Source organism: Halomonas sp. MCCC 1A11062 (genome assembly GCF_021404355.1).
Taxonomy (GTDB): Bacteria; Pseudomonadota; Gammaproteobacteria; order Pseudomonadales; family Halomonadaceae; genus Halomonas; species Halomonas aerodenitrificans.
In genome coordinates, this window is sequence record NZ_JABFTW010000002.1 from 125,020 (window position 1) to 142,161 (window position 17,142).

The 17,142-nt window shown below is 65.9% G+C and carries 16 protein-coding genes; 4 read left to right on the top strand and 12 right to left on the bottom strand.

Translation table 11 applies throughout. The annotated features are described in order from the left end of the window. The first annotated feature begins 26 nt into the window (after window positions 1-26). Both HOP58_RS03080 and asd read left to right on the top strand, forming a co-directional pair. On the top strand, window positions 27-857 hold the full coding sequence (locus HOP58_RS03080; protein WP_234259513.1) for a sulfurtransferase: 831 nt from the start codon (window positions 27-29) through the stop codon (window positions 855-857). Window positions 858-1,092: 235 nt separating this feature from the next. Next, window positions 1,093-1,950, top strand: a complete 858-nt coding sequence (gene asd / locus HOP58_RS03085) for an archaetidylserine decarboxylase (protein ID WP_234259515.1) — start codon at window positions 1,093-1,095, stop codon at window positions 1,948-1,950. Window positions 1,951-1,984: 34 nt separating this feature from the next. Here asd and epmA read toward each other — a convergent pair whose 3' ends face one another. Both epmA and efp read right to left on the bottom strand, forming a co-directional pair. After that, window positions 1,985-2,971, bottom strand: a complete 987-nt coding sequence (epmA, locus tag HOP58_RS03090) for an EF-P lysine aminoacylase EpmA (RefSeq protein WP_234259516.1) — start codon at window positions 2,969-2,971, stop codon at window positions 1,985-1,987. A gap of 191 nt (window positions 2,972-3,162) precedes the next feature. Continuing rightward, the gene (efp, locus tag HOP58_RS03095) at window positions 3,163-3,729 is read right to left on the bottom strand and encodes an elongation factor P (RefSeq protein WP_010627305.1); all 567 of its coding nucleotides are present in this window, start codon (window positions 3,727-3,729) and stop codon (window positions 3,163-3,165) included. A gap of 104 nt (window positions 3,730-3,833) precedes the next feature. Here efp and epmB point away from each other — a divergent pair, with 104 nt between their 5' ends. Continuing rightward, window positions 3,834-4,880, top strand: coding sequence for an EF-P beta-lysylation protein EpmB (gene epmB / locus HOP58_RS03100; protein ID WP_234259517.1), 1,047 nt, complete (start codon window positions 3,834-3,836; stop codon window positions 4,878-4,880). 141 nt (window positions 4,881-5,021) lie between these two features. Here the strand turns inward: epmB and leuA are convergent, their stop codons facing one another. The 5 genes from leuA to HOP58_RS03125 all read right to left on the bottom strand — a co-directional run bounded on the left by leuA (window position 5,022) and on the right by HOP58_RS03125 (window position 9,384). Beyond that, complete coding sequence (leuA, locus tag HOP58_RS03105; protein WP_234259518.1) at window positions 5,022-6,737, bottom strand: 2-isopropylmalate synthase; 1,716 nt, start codon at window positions 6,735-6,737, stop codon at window positions 5,022-5,024. Window positions 6,738-6,783: 46 nt separating this feature from the next. Then, entirely contained in the window at window positions 6,784-6,930 is a 147-nt protein-coding gene (locus HOP58_RS03110) for a hypothetical protein (RefSeq protein ID WP_234259519.1), read from the bottom strand. A 145-nt stretch (window positions 6,931-7,075) separates the two neighbouring features. Beyond that, window positions 7,076-7,423, bottom strand: a complete 348-nt coding sequence (locus tag HOP58_RS03115) for a protealysin inhibitor emfourin (RefSeq protein WP_234259520.1) — start codon at window positions 7,421-7,423, stop codon at window positions 7,076-7,078. Continuing rightward, on the bottom strand, window positions 7,420-8,463 hold the full coding sequence (locus HOP58_RS03120; RefSeq protein WP_234259521.1) for a M4 family metallopeptidase: 1,044 nt from the start codon (window positions 8,461-8,463) through the stop codon (window positions 7,420-7,422). Before HOP58_RS03120 ends, HOP58_RS03115 begins: the two co-directional genes overlap by 4 nt. 90 nt (window positions 8,464-8,553) lie before the next feature. Further along, entirely contained in the window at window positions 8,554-9,384 is an 831-nt protein-coding gene (locus tag HOP58_RS03125; RefSeq protein ID WP_234253847.1) for an ion transporter, read from the bottom strand. A 233-nt stretch (window positions 9,385-9,617) separates the two neighbouring features. Between HOP58_RS03125 and HOP58_RS03130 the strand changes: the two genes are divergently transcribed. Continuing rightward, window positions 9,618-10,472 (top strand): SDR family oxidoreductase, encoded by an 855-nt coding sequence (locus HOP58_RS03130; protein ID WP_234253845.1) that lies wholly within the window; start codon window positions 9,618-9,620, stop codon window positions 10,470-10,472. A gap of 85 nt (window positions 10,473-10,557) precedes the next feature. Here HOP58_RS03130 and HOP58_RS03135 read toward each other — a convergent pair whose 3' ends face one another. The 5 genes from HOP58_RS03135 to HOP58_RS03155 form a co-directional block, all read right to left on the bottom strand. Then, window positions 10,558-10,818 (bottom strand): TIGR02647 family protein, encoded by a 261-nt coding sequence (locus HOP58_RS03135; protein ID WP_086511902.1) that lies wholly within the window; start codon window positions 10,816-10,818, stop codon window positions 10,558-10,560. A gap of 83 nt (window positions 10,819-10,901) precedes the next feature. Then, on the bottom strand, window positions 10,902-12,122 hold the full coding sequence (serB, locus tag HOP58_RS03140) for a phosphoserine phosphatase SerB (protein ID WP_234259522.1): 1,221 nt from the start codon (window positions 12,120-12,122) through the stop codon (window positions 10,902-10,904). Continuing rightward, a complete protein-coding gene (gene parC, locus HOP58_RS03145) occupies window positions 12,119-14,371 on the bottom strand; it encodes a DNA topoisomerase IV subunit A (protein WP_010627296.1) in 2,253 nt (750 codons plus the stop codon). The genes serB and parC overlap by 4 nt, the downstream gene beginning before the upstream one ends. Before the next feature lie 164 nt (window positions 14,372-14,535). Next, a complete protein-coding gene (gene parE, locus HOP58_RS03150; RefSeq protein ID WP_234259523.1) occupies window positions 14,536-16,416 on the bottom strand; it encodes a DNA topoisomerase IV subunit B in 1,881 nt (626 codons plus the stop codon). Window positions 16,417-16,501: 85 nt separating this feature from the next. Next, entirely contained in the window at window positions 16,502-17,131 is a 630-nt protein-coding gene (locus HOP58_RS03155; RefSeq protein WP_010627294.1) for a YqiA/YcfP family alpha/beta fold hydrolase, read from the bottom strand. Window positions 17,132-17,142 lie beyond the last annotated feature (11 nt).

A 17,142-nucleotide genomic window follows, 5' to 3' on the forward strand; every position in this document is an offset into this window, starting at 1 on the left:
CGCGACAACGAGATAAGGAGAGCGCCATGAGTTCCGAAGAGAATCTGCTACCGCTGATCATCGAACCCGAGCAGCTCGCCGAGCATCTGGACGACCCCCAACTGTTGATCGTCGACGTGCCGCTGAGGTCGGAGAGCTATGAGGAGGGCCACGTGCCCGGCGCCGTGTTCCTCGATTTCCGCCGCCTGATGCGCGGCGAGGGCGAAGTACCCAACGAGGTGCCGAGCCCCGAGGCGCTGTCCCGGCTGTTCTCGTCACTGGGCCTGACCCGCGACACTCACGTGGTGGCCTACGACGACGAGGGCGGCGGCTGGGCCGGGCGCCTGCTGTGGACCCTGGAGCTGATCGGACATAACCGCTACTCCTACCTCAATGGCGGCATCCACGCCTGGCGCCAGGCCGGTCAACCCGTGTCCCATGAGCCGAGCGCACCAACACCCAGCGAGTATGAGGCCGAATTCCTGCATCCGGAGGTCGCCATCGACCGGTTGGAGCTGCAGGAGCGGCTGGGCGAAAAGGGCTTCGCGGTGTGGGACGCCCGTTCGCCGGCGGAGTATCGCGGGGAGAAGGGCGAGAACAAGCAGCTTGGGCACATTCCCGGCGCGGTCAACATGGAGTGGACCGAGGCCATGGACAAGGAGCGTGCGCTGCGCATTCGCGACTACGCCGAGCTGATAACCGAACTCGAGGCACTTGGGCTCACCCCGGATATGGAAGTGGTCACTCACTGCCAGAGCCATCACCGCAGCGGTTTCACCTGGCTGGTGGGCAAAGCGCTGGGCTTCGAGAAAATCCGCGGCTACGCCGGCTCCTGGAAGGAGTGGGGCAACCGCGACGATACGCCGATAGAGAAGTAAACTACGCCCTCATCGCTGGGCGGTCATGCGAGGCGATTCGCGACAATCGAGAACGAAACCCTGGCCTTCGAGAGCCGGGTGACGCGCCGGGCAGGATCAAGGTCCCTCTTGCCTGCCTTAAATCGACATCCCTGTCGATTTGCGCTACCCGGCTCCCTCAGGCCAGCGTCCTCGACAAGGTCGCTTCACTGCCTCACAGACCGCGCAAAATTTGCCTGCATGGAATGGACTTACCTTGTCTCTCGCCAAGTTCTTCGCCCTGATCCAGTATCCGATTCCCCATCACCTGCTCTCGCGGCTGGTGGGCTGCCTTGCCGAAACCCGCGTGGCCTGGCTCAAGAATGCGCTGATCCGCGCCTTCATCAAGGTCTTCAAGGTCGACATGGGCGAAGCCGCCGAGCCGGATCCCACCGCCTACGCCACCTTCAACGACTTCTTCACCCGCGAGCTGAAGCCGGACGCCCGCCCGCTGGGCGAGGGCCTGCTGTGCCCCGCTGACGGCAACCTGTCCCAGTTCGGTCCCGTAGAGGCCGACAAGCTGTTGCAGGCCAAGGGGCATCGCTTCTCGATGATCGACCTGCTGGGCGGCGACGCCGAGGCCGCCAGGCGTTACAGCGGCGGCAGCTACGCCAACGTCTACCTCTCGCCCAAGGATTACCACCGCGTGCACATGCCGCTGGCCGGCACCCTGACCGAGATGGTCTACGTGCCGGGGCGGCTGTTCTCGGTCAATGCCGCCACCACCGACCACGTGCCCAACCTGTTCGCCCGCAACGAGCGCCTGGTGTGCCACTTCGATACCGAGCACGGCCCGATGGCCGTGGTGCTGGTCGGCGCCATGATCGTGGCCGCCATCGAGACGGTATGGGCCGGCCAGGTCACGCCGCTCTCGGGTCAGGTGCAGCGCATCCGCTTCGACCAGCCGATTCATCTGGAGCGCGGTGCGGAGATGGGCCGCTTCAAGCTCGGCTCCACGGTGGTGCTGGCCTTCGGTGGCAAGGTCGACTTCGACGCCGCGCTGGCACCCAAGACCAAGGTCAGCATGGGTCAGTCGCTGGGTGGGGTGCCCGATCCTGGCCCGGAGTTCGTCTAACCTTCGCCCGTCGATTTTTCAGACGAAGCCTGTATCAGCAATTGGGCGTGGCGAAAGCCATCACCTCCGCCACGCTCGCTTTTCCTAGAGCCAGCTGAATCAGCCGGTCGATGCCCAGCGCCACCCCGCTGCCGGCCGGCATGCCGTGTTCCAGCGCCGCCAGCAGGCATCGGTCGACGTCCACTTCGGGCAGGCCCAGCTGTCGCCGGGAGGCGTTGTCCTCGGCGAAGCGTGCACGCTGCTCGTCGGCATCGGTGAGTTCGTCGTAGCCGTTGGCGAGCTCCAGCCCGGCGAGATAGACCTCAAAGCGCGAGGCGACCCACTCGCCGTCCTCCGGGTCGCGATGGCGCCGTGCCAGGGCCGCCTGACTCGCCGGGTAGTCCACCACCACGTCGATTCCATCGCGCCCCAGAGTGGGCTCGATGGCCAGGCTCATCAGCAGGTCGAGGCAGTCGTCGCGGGCGGCATCGCTCATGTCGAGCCCGCCGCGCTCGCCGGCCAATCGCCGCAGCTCATCGAGCTCAATGCCGAAGGGATCGAACCCCAGCCCCTCGCGGAACAGCTCGCGGTAGCGTCGACGGCGCAGCGGCCCCGCCTCACCCCTCAGCTCTGGACCGAGCACCTGACGAATCAGCGCCACGGTCTCGTCGATCAGCTCGTCGAGGGAGAAGCCCGGGCGATACCACTCCAGCATGGTGAACTCGACGTTGTGGCGGCTGCCCACCTCGCCGTCGCGGAAGCTGCGCGCCAGCTGAAAGATCGGCCCTGAGCCTGCGGCCAGCAGTCGCTTCATATGAAACTCGGGAGAAGTCTGCAGCCACAGCCGCTCGCGCCCGGCAGGCGTCGTCGCCTCGAGCGACAGCGAAGCCAGGTGCACGTCGGTGCTGCCGCCGTGGCCTAGCACCGGCGTCTCCACCTCCAGCACGCCGCGCGCAGCGAAGAAACCCCGCACCTCGGCCAGCAGCCGCGCCCGCTCGCGCAGCGTCTCGATACTCGCCGTGGGGCGCCAGTCAGTTGCCATGACACGGTCTCCAGAACGATGAAGGCCACGCCGAATCAGCGTGGCCTACTTTGGGCGGCGTGGAACCGCGGCTTGCCGGCGACAGGGCTATACGGACACGCTGTGAACCCATCCCTGGGCGCTAACTTTTTCGTCCCTGAAAAAGATGTCCGCTGCGCCCTGTCCCCTATGCCGCTCGTGTCCCGGTAAAATCAAGCACGCGACACATACTCGCCGGAGCGAGTATCGACTTTCAGCACTTCACCCTGGTTGATGAACAGCGGCACCCGCACCACGGCGCCGGAAGAGAGCGTAGCCGGCTTGGAGCCGCCCTGGGCGGTGTCGCCCTTCAGGCCCGGGTCGGTCTCTACCACTTCCAGCTCGATGAAGTTGGGCGGCGTCACGCTGATGGCATTGTCGTTCCACAGGGTCACGGTGTAGACCACCTGCTCCTTGAGCCACTTGGCGGTATCGCCCAGCGCCTTCTTCTCCACCGCGTACTGCTCGAAGGAGCCGTCGGTCTTCATGAAGTGCCACATGTCGCCGTCGGTGTAGAGATATTCCATCTCCAGGTCCACCACGTCGGCACCTTCCAGGCTCTCGCCCGACTTGAAGGTGCGCTCCCACACGCGGCCGGTGATCAGGTTGCGCAGCTTCACGCGGTTGAACGCCTGGCCCTTGCCCGGCTTGACGAATTCGTTCTCGACGATCGCACAGGGGTCGCCGTCCAACATCACCTTCAGACCGCCCTTGAATTCGTTGGTAGAATAGTTAGCCATGTTACCTCTCGAATGATCGGGCGCGCCGCAGCAGGCTCTGGGCGCGCAAAAGTACCGAATCGACGAGGATTCGAGCCCTCGCCCCATTGTGACTGGTGTGCCGCATGATAACCCGAAGCTCCGCCCTTTTGCAGAGAGCGGAATCGACCCCCGCCGACGTTGCCCCTCTGACGCTGCAGAGCCCCTGGCAGACCCAGCTGTCGCGGGCGGTCCGAGACCCACGCGAGCTGTGCCGCCGACTGGGGCTGGACGACACCTGGCTGCCGGGTGCCGAAGGCGGCCATGCGCTGTTCGAGGTGCGCGTGCCCGAGGCGTTCCTGGCGCGTATGCGCCCCGGCGACCCGCACGACCCCCTGCTGCGCCAGGTGCTGCCGCTAAGTGCCGAGGGCGAGAGCGTACCCGGCTACGTGACCGATCCGCTGCAAGAGTCCGCACATACGCCGGGGCCGGGACTGATCCACAAGTACGCCGGCCGCGTACTGCTGATCGCGAGCCCGGCCTGCGCGGTGAACTGCCGCTACTGCTTCCGCCGTCACTTCCCCTACGACGACAACAGTCCCTCGCGCGCGCAGTGGGAGAGCTCGCTGGACACGCTGCGCAGCGACCCGAGCATCCGTGAGGCGATTCTCTCCGGCGGCGACCCGCTGGCCGCCAGCGACCGCCAGTTGGCCTGGCTCGTCGAGCGCCTCGAGGCGATTCCCCATCTCGAGCGCCTGCGCCTTCACACCCGCCTGCCGGTGGTGATCCCGGATCGCGTCGACGACGCCCTGCTCGACTGGCTCGGCAACACGCGGCTGCAGAAGGTGATGGTGCTGCACATCAACCATGCCCAGGAGATCGACCAGGCGGTGGTCGAGGCCTGCGCACGGCTGAAGGCGGCCGGGGTCACCCTGCTCAACCAGAGCGTGCTGCTGCGTGGCATCAACGACTCGGTGGCGTCGCTGGCCGAGCTCTCGGAGCGGTTGTTCGAGGCCGGCGTGCTGCCCTACTACCTGCACGTGCTCGACCCGGTGGCGGGCGCGGCCCACTTCGACGTGCCCGACGAAGAGGCCCGCGAACTGGTCGCGGGCCTACGGGGGGTACTACCGGGCTTCCTGCTGCCGCGCCTGGTCAGGGAGATCCCCGGCGAGGCAAGCAAGACGCCGCTGTAGCCGACAACCACGGCACAAGCAGCGTCGGGGACAGGTCGGAGAGGAGGTATTTTTCCAGGGAAGGAAAAAGTAGCGCCCAGGGATGGGTTTACAGCGCCTCCTCGTAGACCTGTCGCCGATCAAGCTGCGAGGCCAGGGCGGTTACTTTACGTCTGCTAAGCTCTCCGCCGTTACATTGGCGGCCGCCGGCTGGTTGGAGACATGGCGGTTGATGGCGCTCATCACCGCTTTCATCGAGGCGCTGGTGATGCTCTCGTCGGTGCCCACACCGAACACCGCCTTGCCGTCGATGCGCACCTCCACGTAGGCGATCGCCTCGGCGTCGGAGCCCTGACCGCGGGAGTGCTCGTGGTAATCGATGATCTCCACGTCGTGGCCAGCCGCCGCCAAAGCCTTGATGAAGGCCGCCAGCGGACCGTTGCCCTCGCCGCCGATGGCGCGCCGCTCGCCGTGCTCGTCGATGTTAGCCTCGAGCTTGACCCTCGGGCTATCGGCCTCGGAAGCGAGGCGATGGTTGATCAGCGCATAGGGTGAGGTGCGCTCCAGGTACTCGTCGGCAAAGGCCTGATAGATCATCTGCGAGGTGATCTCCTTGCCGGTACGGTCGGCCACCTCCTGCACCACCTGGCTGAACTCGATGGAGAGGCGGCGCGGCAGCTCGATACCGTGCTCCTGCTCCAGCAGGTAGGAGACCCCACCCTTGCCCGACTGGCTGTTGACGCGAATCACCGCCTCGTAGCTACGCCCCACGTCCAGCGGGTCGATGGGCAGGTAGGGCACCTCCCACATGGCCTCCGGATTGGCGCGACGCTCGGCCATGCCCTTCTTGATCGCATCTTGGTGAGAGCCGGAGAAGGCGGTGAAGACCAGATCGCCCACGTAGGGGTGGCGCGGATGCACGGGCAACTGGTTGCAGTACTCCACCTCACGCATGATCGGCGTGATGTTGGAGAAATCGAGCCCCGGGTGCACGCCCTGGGTGTAGAGATTCATGGCCAGGGTGACGATATCGACATTGCCGGTACGCTCGCCGTTGCCGAACAGCGTGCCCTCGACGCGGTCGGCGCCGGCCATCACGGTGAGCTCCGCCGCCGCCACGCCGGTGCCGCGGTCGTTGTGCGGATGCACGCTGACGATCAGGTGATCGCGGTTCTTGACGTTGCGACAGAACCACTCGACCTGATCGGCATAGTTGTTGGGCGTGGCCGCCTCCACCGTGGCCGGCAGGTTGACGATCATCGGCTTCTCGGCCGTGGCACCGTAGGCCTCCATCACCGCCTCGACCACTTCCTTGGCGAAGTCCATCTCGGTGGTGGTGAACAGCTCCGGCGAGTACTGGAAGGTCCAGTTGGTTTCCGGTGCCGCCTGCATCAGCTCGCGGATCTGGGTGGTGGCGTCCACCGCGATGCCGATGCACTCCTCCTTGCTGACGTTGAACACCACGCGGCGGAACACCGGGTCGGTGGCGTTGTAGACGTGCACGATGGCGTTCTTGGCGCCCTTGAGCGACTCGAAGGTGCGCTCGATCAGGTGCGGACGCGCCTGGGTCAGCACCTGGATGGTGACGTCGTCAGGAATCCTATTCTGCTCGATCAGAGCCCGCACGAAGTCGAAGTCGGTCTGCGAGGCCGAGGGGAAACCGACCTCGATCTCCTTGAAGCCGATTCTCACCAGCAGGTCGAAGAAGCGCTGCTTGCGCTCCTGATCCATGGGATCGATCAACGCCTGGTTGCCGTCGCGCAGGTCGACGCTGCACCACAGCGGTGGCGTTTCGATGCGTCGGTTCGGCCACTGTCGGTCGGGCAGATCGACGGCGACGAAGGGGCGGTACTTGGCGGCGGGGTTGTCGAGCATCATGGCGGTGGTCTCCCTAGCTGGCGGCTCTGATTCGGACAGGCGGCATTCAGAAACGACGACGCCCCGGCTGCATGGAGCATACCGGGGCGTCGTGGCGATAGACGGAACGGTGCACGCGACCCTTTACCATCACGGCAAATACGGTCACGACAAAACGGCGTACGTAGCGGAAAGCAATTCGGTTGGTTGACATCTCGGTACCTCGACTGACCTGGACAAAAACGCGATGCGCAGCGCATCGCCCGACGCTCAAAGGCCGGGTAGTAGTCGTAGGTTCAGGCTGAGGTAGCAAAATGTCATGTTCATACTCTCTAGAAAATCAGCCTGCGTGATGCTTGTCAAGCATCGCCCTCGTTTTTGGCTTCGTCATCGGCCCGACGCCACCATTCGAGCAGCCCCCCGGGGAGCGCTTCCTCGGCCAGCGTCAGGCTCCAGATCGACGCGCCGCCGGCATCCTCCACGCTGAGGCAGAAGCGGCGCCGGTCGGCGCCCGGCGCCTCTTCACGACCCGCTACCCGTCCCGCTTCCGCCCTCGACAGCAGGCGCCAGAGCTCGTCACGCTGCGCCTCGCTGTAGCGGGCACAGCGGATACAGCGTGGGCGCGCCAGGCCGGGGAAATGCGCCACGCCCCCCTCTCGGCGCAGCCAAACCACACTGGCCGGGGTCAGGGGTGGCGGCTGGCTCACGGCAGCACTCCCACACGCCGCCAGCCTTCGCGTACCGCTGTCGCTTCCCGGCTTGCGGCACCGTAACGACGCTCGGCGTTGTCATGGGTCAGCGAGGCGAAGGTGACGAAGTCGCTATCATGACTCAGGCGGCGATCGACGAGCGTGTCGTACCAGATCCGTCCGGCCCGCTCCCAGGCATGACCGCCCAACGCCATGGCCACGAGATGAAAGGCGTGATTGGGAATGCCCGAGTTGATGTGCACCCCGCCATGATCCGCTTCGGTAACCACGAAAGCCTCCATGTGATCGGGCTGCGGGTCGCGTCCCAGCAGCGGGTCGTCGTAGGCGGTGCCCGGCCTCGCCATGGAGCGCAGGGCGCGGCCGGCAACCCGCTCGGTGAACAGCCCCTTGCCGATCAACCAGTCCGCCCCATCGACGCTCTGCCCCAGCTCACGCTGCCTGACCAGACTGCCGAACACGTCGCACAGCGACTCGTTGAGCGCCCCGGACTGCCCCGCATAGGCCAGCGCGGCTTCGTGCTGGATGACGCCGTGGGTCAGCTCGTGAGCAATGATGTCCGGCGCGATGGTGAAGCGGTTGAACAGCTCACCATCACCGTCGCCGAACACCATCTGGCGACCGTCCCAGAAGGCATTCTCGTAATCCTGGCCATAGTGCACCGTGGCCAGTAGTGCCATGCCATCATCGTCGATGGAGTGTCGCTCGTAGACCTCCCAGAACAGCCGGTAGGTCGCTCCCAGGCCCCGATACGCCTCGTCGACGGCGGGTTCGCCGCTCTCCCCCTGCCCCTCGCTTCGCACCAGCCTGCCGGGCAGCACTTGGCGCTGCTCGGCGGAGTGGACGTAGCGGGCCGGCTCGCCGCGCCGGGCGCTGCCCTGCGGCAGGGCCACACTGCCCGCCCGGGCGCGAAAGCGGTCGTCCGCAAGCAGGGTCTGCCGAGCGCACTCCCGCTGGTGGGCCGAGCCGCTACTGGCGACGCGCTCGAGCAGATAAGGCGGCAGAAAGGTGCGCGCCTCCGAGGCTGAATGGTCGGTCATCCCTTACTCTCCTTCTGCCAGACGTTCTGCCACTTGTTTCTGCCACTTGGCTCGGCCACCGAGCCCGCTCATTTGAGCATAGCGGAAGCGCTATTTTTCGCGCCGCTCGAGCATCGCCTCCATGCGTGAAAGCTGATCGCGCAGCTGACGTACGTCGTTGCGCAGGCCGTGCAGCTCCGCCGCTTCGCCCTCGCCGCTCTCCAGCTCGATCTGGATGCTCTCCTTCTGCATCACGTCGAGCACGATGCCGATCATCATGTTGAGGAAGATGAAGGCGTTGAGAAAGATGAAGGTGAGGAAGAAGATCCAGGCGTAGGGGTAGTGCTCCATGGTGGGATAGAGCACCGCCGTGGCCCAGCTCTCGAAGGTGGCGACCTGGAACAGCGTGAGCATGGCCAGCGAGATGTTGCCCCATAGCCGCTCGTCGACGTCATGGAACAGGAAGCTGCCGATGGCCGCGTAGATGTAGAAGATGATGAACATCAGCAGCGCCACGTAGCCCATGCGCGGAATCGACTTGAACAGCGCCGCCACCAGCAGGCGCAGCTCGGGAATCATCGAGACCAGTCGCAGTACGCGGAAGATGCGCAGCAGCCGCGCCAGCAGCACCATCTCGGAGTCGTCCATGGGGATCAGGCTGGCGGTGACGATGAGGAAGTCGAAGACGTTCCAGCCCTTCTTGAAGAAGTCGGTCAGACGCCGCTCCGCCGCCATGCGGATGAGGATCTCCACCAGGAAGAAGATCGTGACCGCCACGTCCAGCACCCGCAACCATTGCTGGAAATGGGTGATCTCGTCGTAGGTTCTCGCCCCGATCAGCAGGGCCGAAAGCACGATGATCGCAATCACCGTGAGCTCGAAGATCTTGTTGGCACGCAGCCGCTCGAAGCGCTCGCGCCAGGTATCGAAGGAAGCGCTCATGGACATTCTCGGAAACACGCTCTGTGAAACTCCAACCCGTTGCCACATGCCGGACCGCCGGCCGGGCGCAGCGATGGTATCACGAGCACGAAGCGCGCAACGCCCCATCGCGGCGAATGGCAACACCGGACGTTACGACAACGAAACCTTTATTCACGCTCCCCGCCTTGTCCTGCTTCCATCCTCCCGCCTACTTTCTATTCATCACGTGCAAGGGAAAAGGAGTCCAGCACATGAGCGAAGAGAAGCAACCCCCACAGGAGCAATCCCACCAGCCCGGCGCCGAGTACAAGATGGACCCGCAGCCGGAATACATTCGTGAGAGCTACCGCGGCGCCGACAAGCTCAAGGACAAGGTGGCGATCATTACCGGCGGCGATAGCGGCATCGGTCGTGCCGTGGCGGTGCACTACGCCCGCGAGGGTGCCGACTGCGTCATCGTGCACCTGGAAGAGGACACCGACGCCCGCGACACCCAGCGTCTCGTGGAAGCCGAGGGGCGCCGCTGCCTGGTACTCAAGGGCGACGTGGGCGAGCCGTCGTTCTGCGACGAGATCGTCGACAGGACCCTGGCGGAATTCGGCAAGCTCAACATCGTGGTGCACAACGCCGCCGAGCAGTACGACTGGGACGACATCACCGAAATCCCCCCGGATCAACTGCAGCGCACCTTCCAGACCAATGTGTTCAGCCACTTCTACCTGACCAAGGCGGCCCTGCCCCATATGGGCGAGGGCGATACCATCATCTGCACCTCGTCGATCAACGCCTTCAAGGGCAACCCGACGCTGATCGACTATACCGCCACCAAGGGCGCGATCCAGGGGCTGGTGCGCTCGCTGGCGGTGCCACTGGCCGAGAAGGGTATCCGCGTCAATTCGGTGGCCCCTGGGCCGGTGTGGACGCCGCTGATTCCGGCCAGCTTCGACGCCGAGAAGGTCGCCTCCTTCGGCGGCCAGGTGCCGATGAACCGTGCCGGACAGCCCTCCGAGATGGGACCAGCGTACGTCTACCTGGCCTGCGAGGAGTCCTCCTACATGAGCGGGCAGACGCTGCACCTGAACGGCGGTGTGGTGTTGAATACCTGAACCGAGCACCTGACGCGCGACGGCCGCCCGAATGGGCGGCCGTCGTCGTTTTGGGCGGATAGAATGGTCAGCCCGAGTGGTTCGCTCAGGTGGTCAGCTCGGCAGGATCCAGCAGTCCGGTGAGTTCCTGGGCGTGGTGAGCGGCCTCGCGCCCGCGCGGGGTGAGGTAGCCACCGTCGGCCTGGGTCACCAATCCCTTCTCATACAGCCGCTCGGCAGCGGCCACAGCGCCGGGAGATGCGCTACCGGCATGCACCTTGAGGCCTGCCTGGGTAGTATCGAGGTTGTACAGGCAGAGCAGGTTCAGCTCGTCCAGCAACTCGGCGGAGAAATGCGCTTGGGCCATGGCGACCTCCGATTCAATGGGGTCCTTCGAAGGTACGCCACTTCCCATGGCTTCACCAGTGTCCGCGCTTTACCCGTTTACGGTCAGCCCGCGCGGCTGTCGTCCTCCAGATCCCCTTCACGATAGCCCATCAGGTAGAGCACGGCGTCGATGCCCAGTGTCGAGATCGACTGGCGCGCCTGGCTACGCACCAAGGGCTTGGCGCGGAAAGCGATGCCGAGGCCGGCAGCCGCCAGCATCTTGAGATCGTTGGCCCCGTCGCCCACGGCGATGGTCTGCTCCATGGCGAGTCCCTCTCGGACGGCGATTTCGCGCAGCAACTCGGCCTTGCGACTGGCATCCAGGATCGGCTCGCGCACCTCGCCGGTGACCTTGCCATTCTCGATCACCAGCTCGTTGGCGTGAATCTCGTCGAAGCCGAGCGTCTCCTGCAGATGACGGGCGAAGTAGGTGAAACCTCCGGAGAGAATGGCGGTACGATAGCCCAGGCGCTTGAGGTGCTTCATCAGCCGCTCGACGCCATCCATCAGCGGCAGTTCCTCGGCAATCTCGGCCAGCACCGCTTCGTCGAGGCCCTTGAGCTTGGCCATGCGCTCACGGAAGCTCTGCTGGAAATCGAGCTCGCCGCGCATGGCCCGCTCGGTGACCGCCGCAACCTCCTCGTAGACGCCATGCCGGCGGGCCAGCTCGTCGATCACCTCGGCCTGGATCAGGGTCGAGTCCATGTCGAAGCAGACCAGGCGACGGTGGCGGCGCCAGATCGAATCCTCCTGAATGGCGATATCGACCCCGTGCATAGCACCCAGCGCCAGCGCCTTCTCGCGCAGGCTGTCGAGATCGATCTCTTCGCCACGCAGCCAGCACTCGACGCAGGAGCCGAAGCGCGGCACGCCACCATCCAGCGGCTCACGGCCGGAGAGGCGATGGATCAGCTCCACGGTGAGGCCGTGCTCGGCGGTCAGAGCCCCCATCTCGGCCAGAATACCGGCGGGCAGGTGCGGTGCCAGCAGCGTCAAGATCAAGCGCGGTTCGCTGGCCTGGCTGCTCCAGCGCTGATAGTCCTCGGCGCTGACCTGAATCGCCTGCACGTCGAGGCCCAGGCTGTCACCCGCCTCGTTGAGGGCTCCTTCCAGGTCGCTGTCGTGCTCGAGGCCGACCAGGGCTTCCAGCGAGACCATACCGAAGGTCACGCTTTGGTTGATGTCGAGCAGCCGTGCGCCGCTGCGCGCCAGGGCCTGGCCAAGGCCGGCCAGTTGGCCGGGTCGTGCCGCGCCGGTGGCGCGTATCAGCAGTCGTCGTGTCATTCCCCACACTCCAGGCGGTCGACCTTCTGCAGGCCGCGAGGCAGCTTGCTGCCGCGTCGACCGCGCTCGCCGCGATAATAGTCCAGTTCGGCGTCTTTCAGCGTCAGATGCCGCTTGCCGGCATGGATGATCAGTGACCCTCCTGCAGGCAGCAGCGCGATGTCACGCACCAGTTCCTCACGCCGCGCGGCGCGGGCGCCGGGAATATCGATCATCTTGTTGCCCTTGCCCTTGGCCAGCTCGGGCAGTTGCTCCAGCGGGAACAGCAGCAGCCGCCCTTCGTTGGAAACCGCCGCCACCCAGATGTCCTCACCTTCGGGCACGCGCACCGGCGCCATCACGCGACAGCCCTTGGGCACCGATAGCACCGCCTTGCCCGACTTGTTCTTGCCGATCAGCTCCTCGAGCTTGGCCACGAAGCCGTAGCCACCATCGCTGGCCAGCAGGTAGCGGTTCTCTGGCGGGGCCAGCATCAGCCCGGCCATGTGCGCACCGGCCACCACGTTGACCCACTTGGTGACCGGCTCGCCCTGGCTGCGGGCGCTGGGCAGGTTGTGGGCGGCCAGGGTGTAGGCACGGCCGGTGTCGTCGAGCAGCACCAGCGGCTGGTTGGTCTTGCCGCGGCCGGCCAGAGCGAAGCGGTCGCCGGACTTGTAGGAGAGACCTTCCGGATCGATTTCGTGGCCCTTGGCGGCACGAATCCAGCCTTTCTCGGAGAGCACCACGGTGATGGGGTCGGCGCCCATCAGCTCGACCTCGGAGAGCGCCTTGGCCTCCTCGCGCTCGACGATGGGTGAACGGCGCTCATCGCCGTGCTCACGGGCCGCCTCGCGCAGCTCCTCCTCGATCAGGTCGGTGAGCTTGGCTTCGCTGCCGAGCAGCTCCTTGAGGCGCTTGCGTTCGGCTTCGAGGGCGTCCTGCTCGCCGCGGATCTTCATCTCCTCGAGCTTGGCCAGGTGGCGCAGGCGCAGCTCGAGGATCGCCTCGGCCTGGCGGTCGGAGAGGCCGAAGGCGGCCATCAGCGCGCTCTTGGGCTCGTCCTCCTCGCGGATGATGCGGATCACCTCGTCGATGTTGAGATAGGCGGCAAGCAGGCCTTCGAGGATGTGCAGGCGATCCTCGACCTTGCCCAGGCGATGCTCCAGGCGCCGACGCACCGTCTTGCGCCGGAAGGTGAGCCATTCGCCGAGCATGTCCGGCAGCGGCATCACCCGCGGCCGGCCGTCGAGACCGATCACGTTGAGGTTGACGCGGATGTTCTTCTCGAGATCGGTGGTGGCGAACAGGTGCGCCATCATCGCCTCGATGTCGACCCGGTTGGAGCGCGGCTCGATCACCAGCCGGGTCGGCTCCTCGTGGGTCGATTCGTCACGCAGGTCGGCCACCATGGGCAGCTTCTTGGCCTGCATCTGGGCGGCGATCTGTTCGAGCACCTTGGCCCCGCTGACCTGATAGGGCACGGCGGTGACCACCACCTTGCCCTCTTCCAAGGTGTAGCGAGCGCGCAGCTTCACCGAGCCACGACCGCTCTCGTAGAGCTTACGCAGGTCGTCGCGGGAGGTGATGATCTCCGCCGCAGTGGGGAAATCCGGGGCCGGCAGGTGCTGCATCAGGTCGGCGGTGGTGGCCTCGGGGTTGCGCAGCAGGTGACAGGTGGCCTCGACCACTTCGTTCACGTTGTGCGGCGGGATGTCGGTGGCCATGCCCACGGCGATGCCGGTACCGCCATTGAGCAGCACGTGGGGCAGGCGTGCCGGCAACACCACCGGCTCGTTCATGGTGCCGTCGAAGTTGGGGGTCCAGTCGACGGTGCCCTGGCCCAGCTCGGCGAGCAGCACTTCGGCGAACTTGGAGAGCCGCGACTCGGTGTAGCGCATCGCCGCGAACGACTTGGGATCGTCGGGGCTACCCCAGTTACCCTGGCCATCCACCAGCGGATAGCGGTAGCTGAACGGCTGCGCCATCAGCACCATCGCCTCGTAGCAGGCGCTGTCGCCGTGGGGGTGGAACTTGCCCAGTACGTCGCCGACGGTACGCGCCGACTTCTTGTACTTGGCGCTGGCGTTCAGCGCCAGCTCGCGCATGGCGTAAACGATGCGCCGCTGCACCGGCTTCATGCCGTCGCCGATGTGGGGCAGCGCCCGGTCGAGGATGACGTACATCGAGTAATCGAGGTACGCCTTCTCGGTGTATTCGCGCAGCGAGAGGCGCTCGACGTCGCCCTCCGCCACCTGGATATCCATGGTCATACGATATGCCCTTGGTCAGGGTTCAATGTCTCTCGTTCCGGCCGCGGCTATCCCGGCGGCAGGCCTTCGCGGAGGCGCTGTGAACCCATCCCTGGGCGCTACATTTGCCATCCATGGCAAATGACCTCCGCTACGGCCTGCCCCCGGCGCCGCTCGTGCTGGCGCTATACTTCGATATCCGCCAGGTTGCCATAATCTTCCAGCCAGCTCTTGCGGTCGGCGGCGCGCTTCTTGGCCAGCAGCATGTCCATCATCTCCATGGTGCCGTCGCCGACCTCGCGGGTGAGCTGTACCAGGCGCCGGGTCTCCACCGCCATGGTGGTCTCACGCAGCTGCAGCGGGCTCATCTCGCCGAGGCCCTTGAAGCGCTGCACGTTGGGCGTGCCGCGCTTGCCCTCGAGCTTGCGCAGGATCGCCGCCTTCTCGCTCTCGTCCAGGGCGTAGTGCACCTCCTTGCCCAGGTCGATGCGGTAGAGCGGCGGCATGGCGACGTAGACGTGGCCGGCATCCACCAGCGCCGGGAAGTGGCGTACGAACAGCGCGCACAGCAGTGTGGCGATGTGCAGGCCGTCGGAGTCGGCGTCGGCCAGGATACAAATCTTGTGATAGCGCAGCTGGCTGAGGTCGTCGCTGCCCGGGTCCATGCCCACCGCCACGGCGATGTCGTGGACCTCCTGGGAGCCGTAGATGTCGTGGCTGTCGACCTCCCAGGTGTTGAGGATCTTGCCGCGTAGCGGCAGGATCGCCTGGGTCTCGCGGTTGCGCGCCTGCTTGGCGCTGCCGCCGGCCGAGTCGCCCTCGACCAGGAACAGCTCGCTCTGGGCCGGGTCCTGGCCGGAGCAGTCGGCCAGCTTGCCGGGCAACGCAGGGCCGGCGGTGACCTTCTTGCGCGCCACCTTCTTGGCGCTCTTCTGGCGCCGCTGGGCAGCGCTTATGACCAGCTCGGCCAGCGCCTCGGCCTGGTCGACGTGATGGTTGAGCCACAGCGAGAAGGCGTCTTTTACCACGCTCGAAACGAAGGCCGCCACGGTGCGCGAGGAGAGGCGCTCCTTGGTCTGACCGGCGAACTGCGGGTCGAGCATCTTCACCGAGAGCACGTAGGCGACCCGCTCCCATAGATCCTCGGGAGTGAGCTTGACGCCCCGCGGCAGCAGGTTGCGGTATTCGCAGAACTCGCGCAGCGCCTCGAGCAGGCCCGAGCGCAGCCCGTTGACGTGGGTGCCGCCCTGGGGCGTGGGTATCAGGTTGACGTAGCTCTCCATCAGCGTCTCGCCGCCTTCGGGCAGCCACTGCACCGCCCAGTCCACCGCCTGCTCGTCGTCGGCGAAATGACCGATCAGCGGCGAGGCAGGCAAGACTTCGAAGCCGTCGGTGGCCTGGGCCAGGTAGTCGCGCAGGCCGTCCTCGTACTGCCATACGCTCTCGGCACCGTCGGTTTCCACCAGGGTGACCTTGAGCCCCGGGCACAGCACCGCCTTGGCGCGCAGCACATGCTTGAGCCGGCCCATGGCGAGCCTGGGGCTGTCGAAATAGGACTCGTCGGGCCAGAAGCGCACCAGGGTACCGGTGGTACGCTTGGCCACGCTGCCGATCTCGGCCAGCTCCGAGACCTTGTCGCCGTGCTCGAAGGCCATGGCGTGGCGGGCGCCGTCGCGCATCACCTCGACCTCCAGGCGCCGCGACAGGGCGTTCACCACCGACACCCCGACGCCGTGCAGACCGCCGGAGAAGCGATAGCTGGACTGGGAGAACTTGCCGCCGGCATGCAGCCGGGTGAGGATCAGCTCGATTCCGGAGACGCCGTGTTCGGGATGGATGTCGATGGGCATGCCGCGGCCGTCGTCGGCCACTTCGATACCCCCATCCTCCAGCAGGCGCACGGTGACTTCCCGGGCATGCCCGGCCAGTGCCTCGTCGACGCTGTTGTCGATGACTTCCTGGGCCAGGTGGTTGGGGCGGGTGGTGTCGGTGTACATGCCGGGGCGCTTGCGCACCGGATCGAGACCGGAGAGTACTTCGATTGAGCTGGCACTGTACTGTGTCATGCGTGTCCCAAAGCCATTACGAATTCGATTGCGCTCCCAGCGTGACCTCTGCGCATCCCTGTCGCCCGCCCTGCTGCCGCTCGGTTCACCCCTGCCGGCATGATACCCGTTCCGGCGGCAGGCCGTGTCCACCATGGGCCATGATGGCCGGCAGATACGCCTCCAGGGCGCTGAACACATGATCGCCGCCCGGGTGCAGCACGGTCCTGGCGCCCCGGTAGAGCGCGAAGGCATACGCCGGATCCAGCGTCTCGTCGGCGCTACCCAGCAGCAGCAGGTAGCGCTCGGGCGTCACCCGCTGCGGCGTCAGCGCATCGAGCTCTTCCCGATGAGCGGTTTCGATGGTGAAGCGCTCGCCGGTATGCTCGTTGACGAAGGCTTCGCCGACCCACTCCGATACCAGCCGCGCCGGACGGACCGCCGGATTGATCAGCACGGCGCGAAGATCGTGACGCTCGGCCAGACAGCTGGCCAGAAACCCGCCCATGGAGCTGCCTACCATCAGCGGCCTCTCCCCCAGCCCCTGCAGCAGCGCCTCGGCCTGCTGTAGTGCCGCCCAGGGCCGATGCGGCAGCTGCGGCGTTTCGCAGGGTAGCGCCAGCGCGGCACAGGCGGCGCGCATCAGCACCGCCTTGGGCGAGCCGTAGCCGCTGTTGAAGCCGTGCAGATAGAGCACACCGCTGGCCGGTGGCGCTGTCAGCGGCGTGCTCAGCATACCCAAGCCAC

Bases quoted from the DNA above. Each gene is read 5' to 3' on its own strand.
- HOP58_RS03080 (WP_234259513.1), top strand. From the start codon at position 27: ATGAGTTCCGAAGAGAATCTGCTACCGCTGATCATCGAACCCGAGCAG.
- epmA (WP_234259516.1), bottom strand. From the start codon at position 2,971: ATGGCAACTGACTGGCGCCCCACGGCGAGTATCGAGACGCTGCGCGAG.
- efp (WP_010627305.1), bottom strand. From the start codon at position 3,729: ATGGCTAACTATTCTACCAACGAATTCAAGGGCGGTCTGAAGGTGATG.
- epmB (WP_234259517.1), top strand. From the start codon at position 3,834: ATGATAACCCGAAGCTCCGCCCTTTTGCAGAGAGCGGAATCGACCCCC.
- leuA (WP_234259518.1), bottom strand. From the start codon at position 6,737: ATGATGCTCGACAACCCCGCCGCCAAGTACCGCCCCTTCGTCGCCGTC.
- HOP58_RS03110 (WP_234259519.1), bottom strand. From the start codon at position 6,930: ATGTCAACCAACCGAATTGCTTTCCGCTACGTACGCCGTTTTGTCGTG.
- HOP58_RS03120 (WP_234259521.1), bottom strand. From the start codon at position 8,463: ATGACCGACCATTCAGCCTCGGAGGCGCGCACCTTTCTGCCGCCTTAT.
- HOP58_RS03125 (WP_234253847.1), bottom strand. From the start codon at position 9,384: ATGAGCGCTTCCTTCGATACCTGGCGCGAGCGCTTCGAGCGGCTGCGT.
- HOP58_RS03130 (WP_234253845.1), top strand. From the start codon at position 9,618: ATGAGCGAAGAGAAGCAACCCCCACAGGAGCAATCCCACCAGCCCGGC.
- HOP58_RS03135 (WP_086511902.1), bottom strand. From the start codon at position 10,818: ATGGCCCAAGCGCATTTCTCCGCCGAGTTGCTGGACGAGCTGAACCTG.
- serB (WP_234259522.1), bottom strand. From the start codon at position 12,122: ATGACACGACGACTGCTGATACGCGCCACCGGCGCGGCACGACCCGGC.
- parC (WP_010627296.1), bottom strand. From the start codon at position 14,371: ATGACCATGGATATCCAGGTGGCGGAGGGCGACGTCGAGCGCCTCTCG.
- parE (WP_234259523.1), bottom strand. From the start codon at position 16,416: ATGACACAGTACAGTGCCAGCTCAATCGAAGTACTCTCCGGTCTCGAT.
- HOP58_RS03155 (WP_010627294.1), bottom strand. From the start codon at position 17,131: ATGCTGAGCACGCCGCTGACAGCGCCACCGGCCAGCGGTGTGCTCTAT.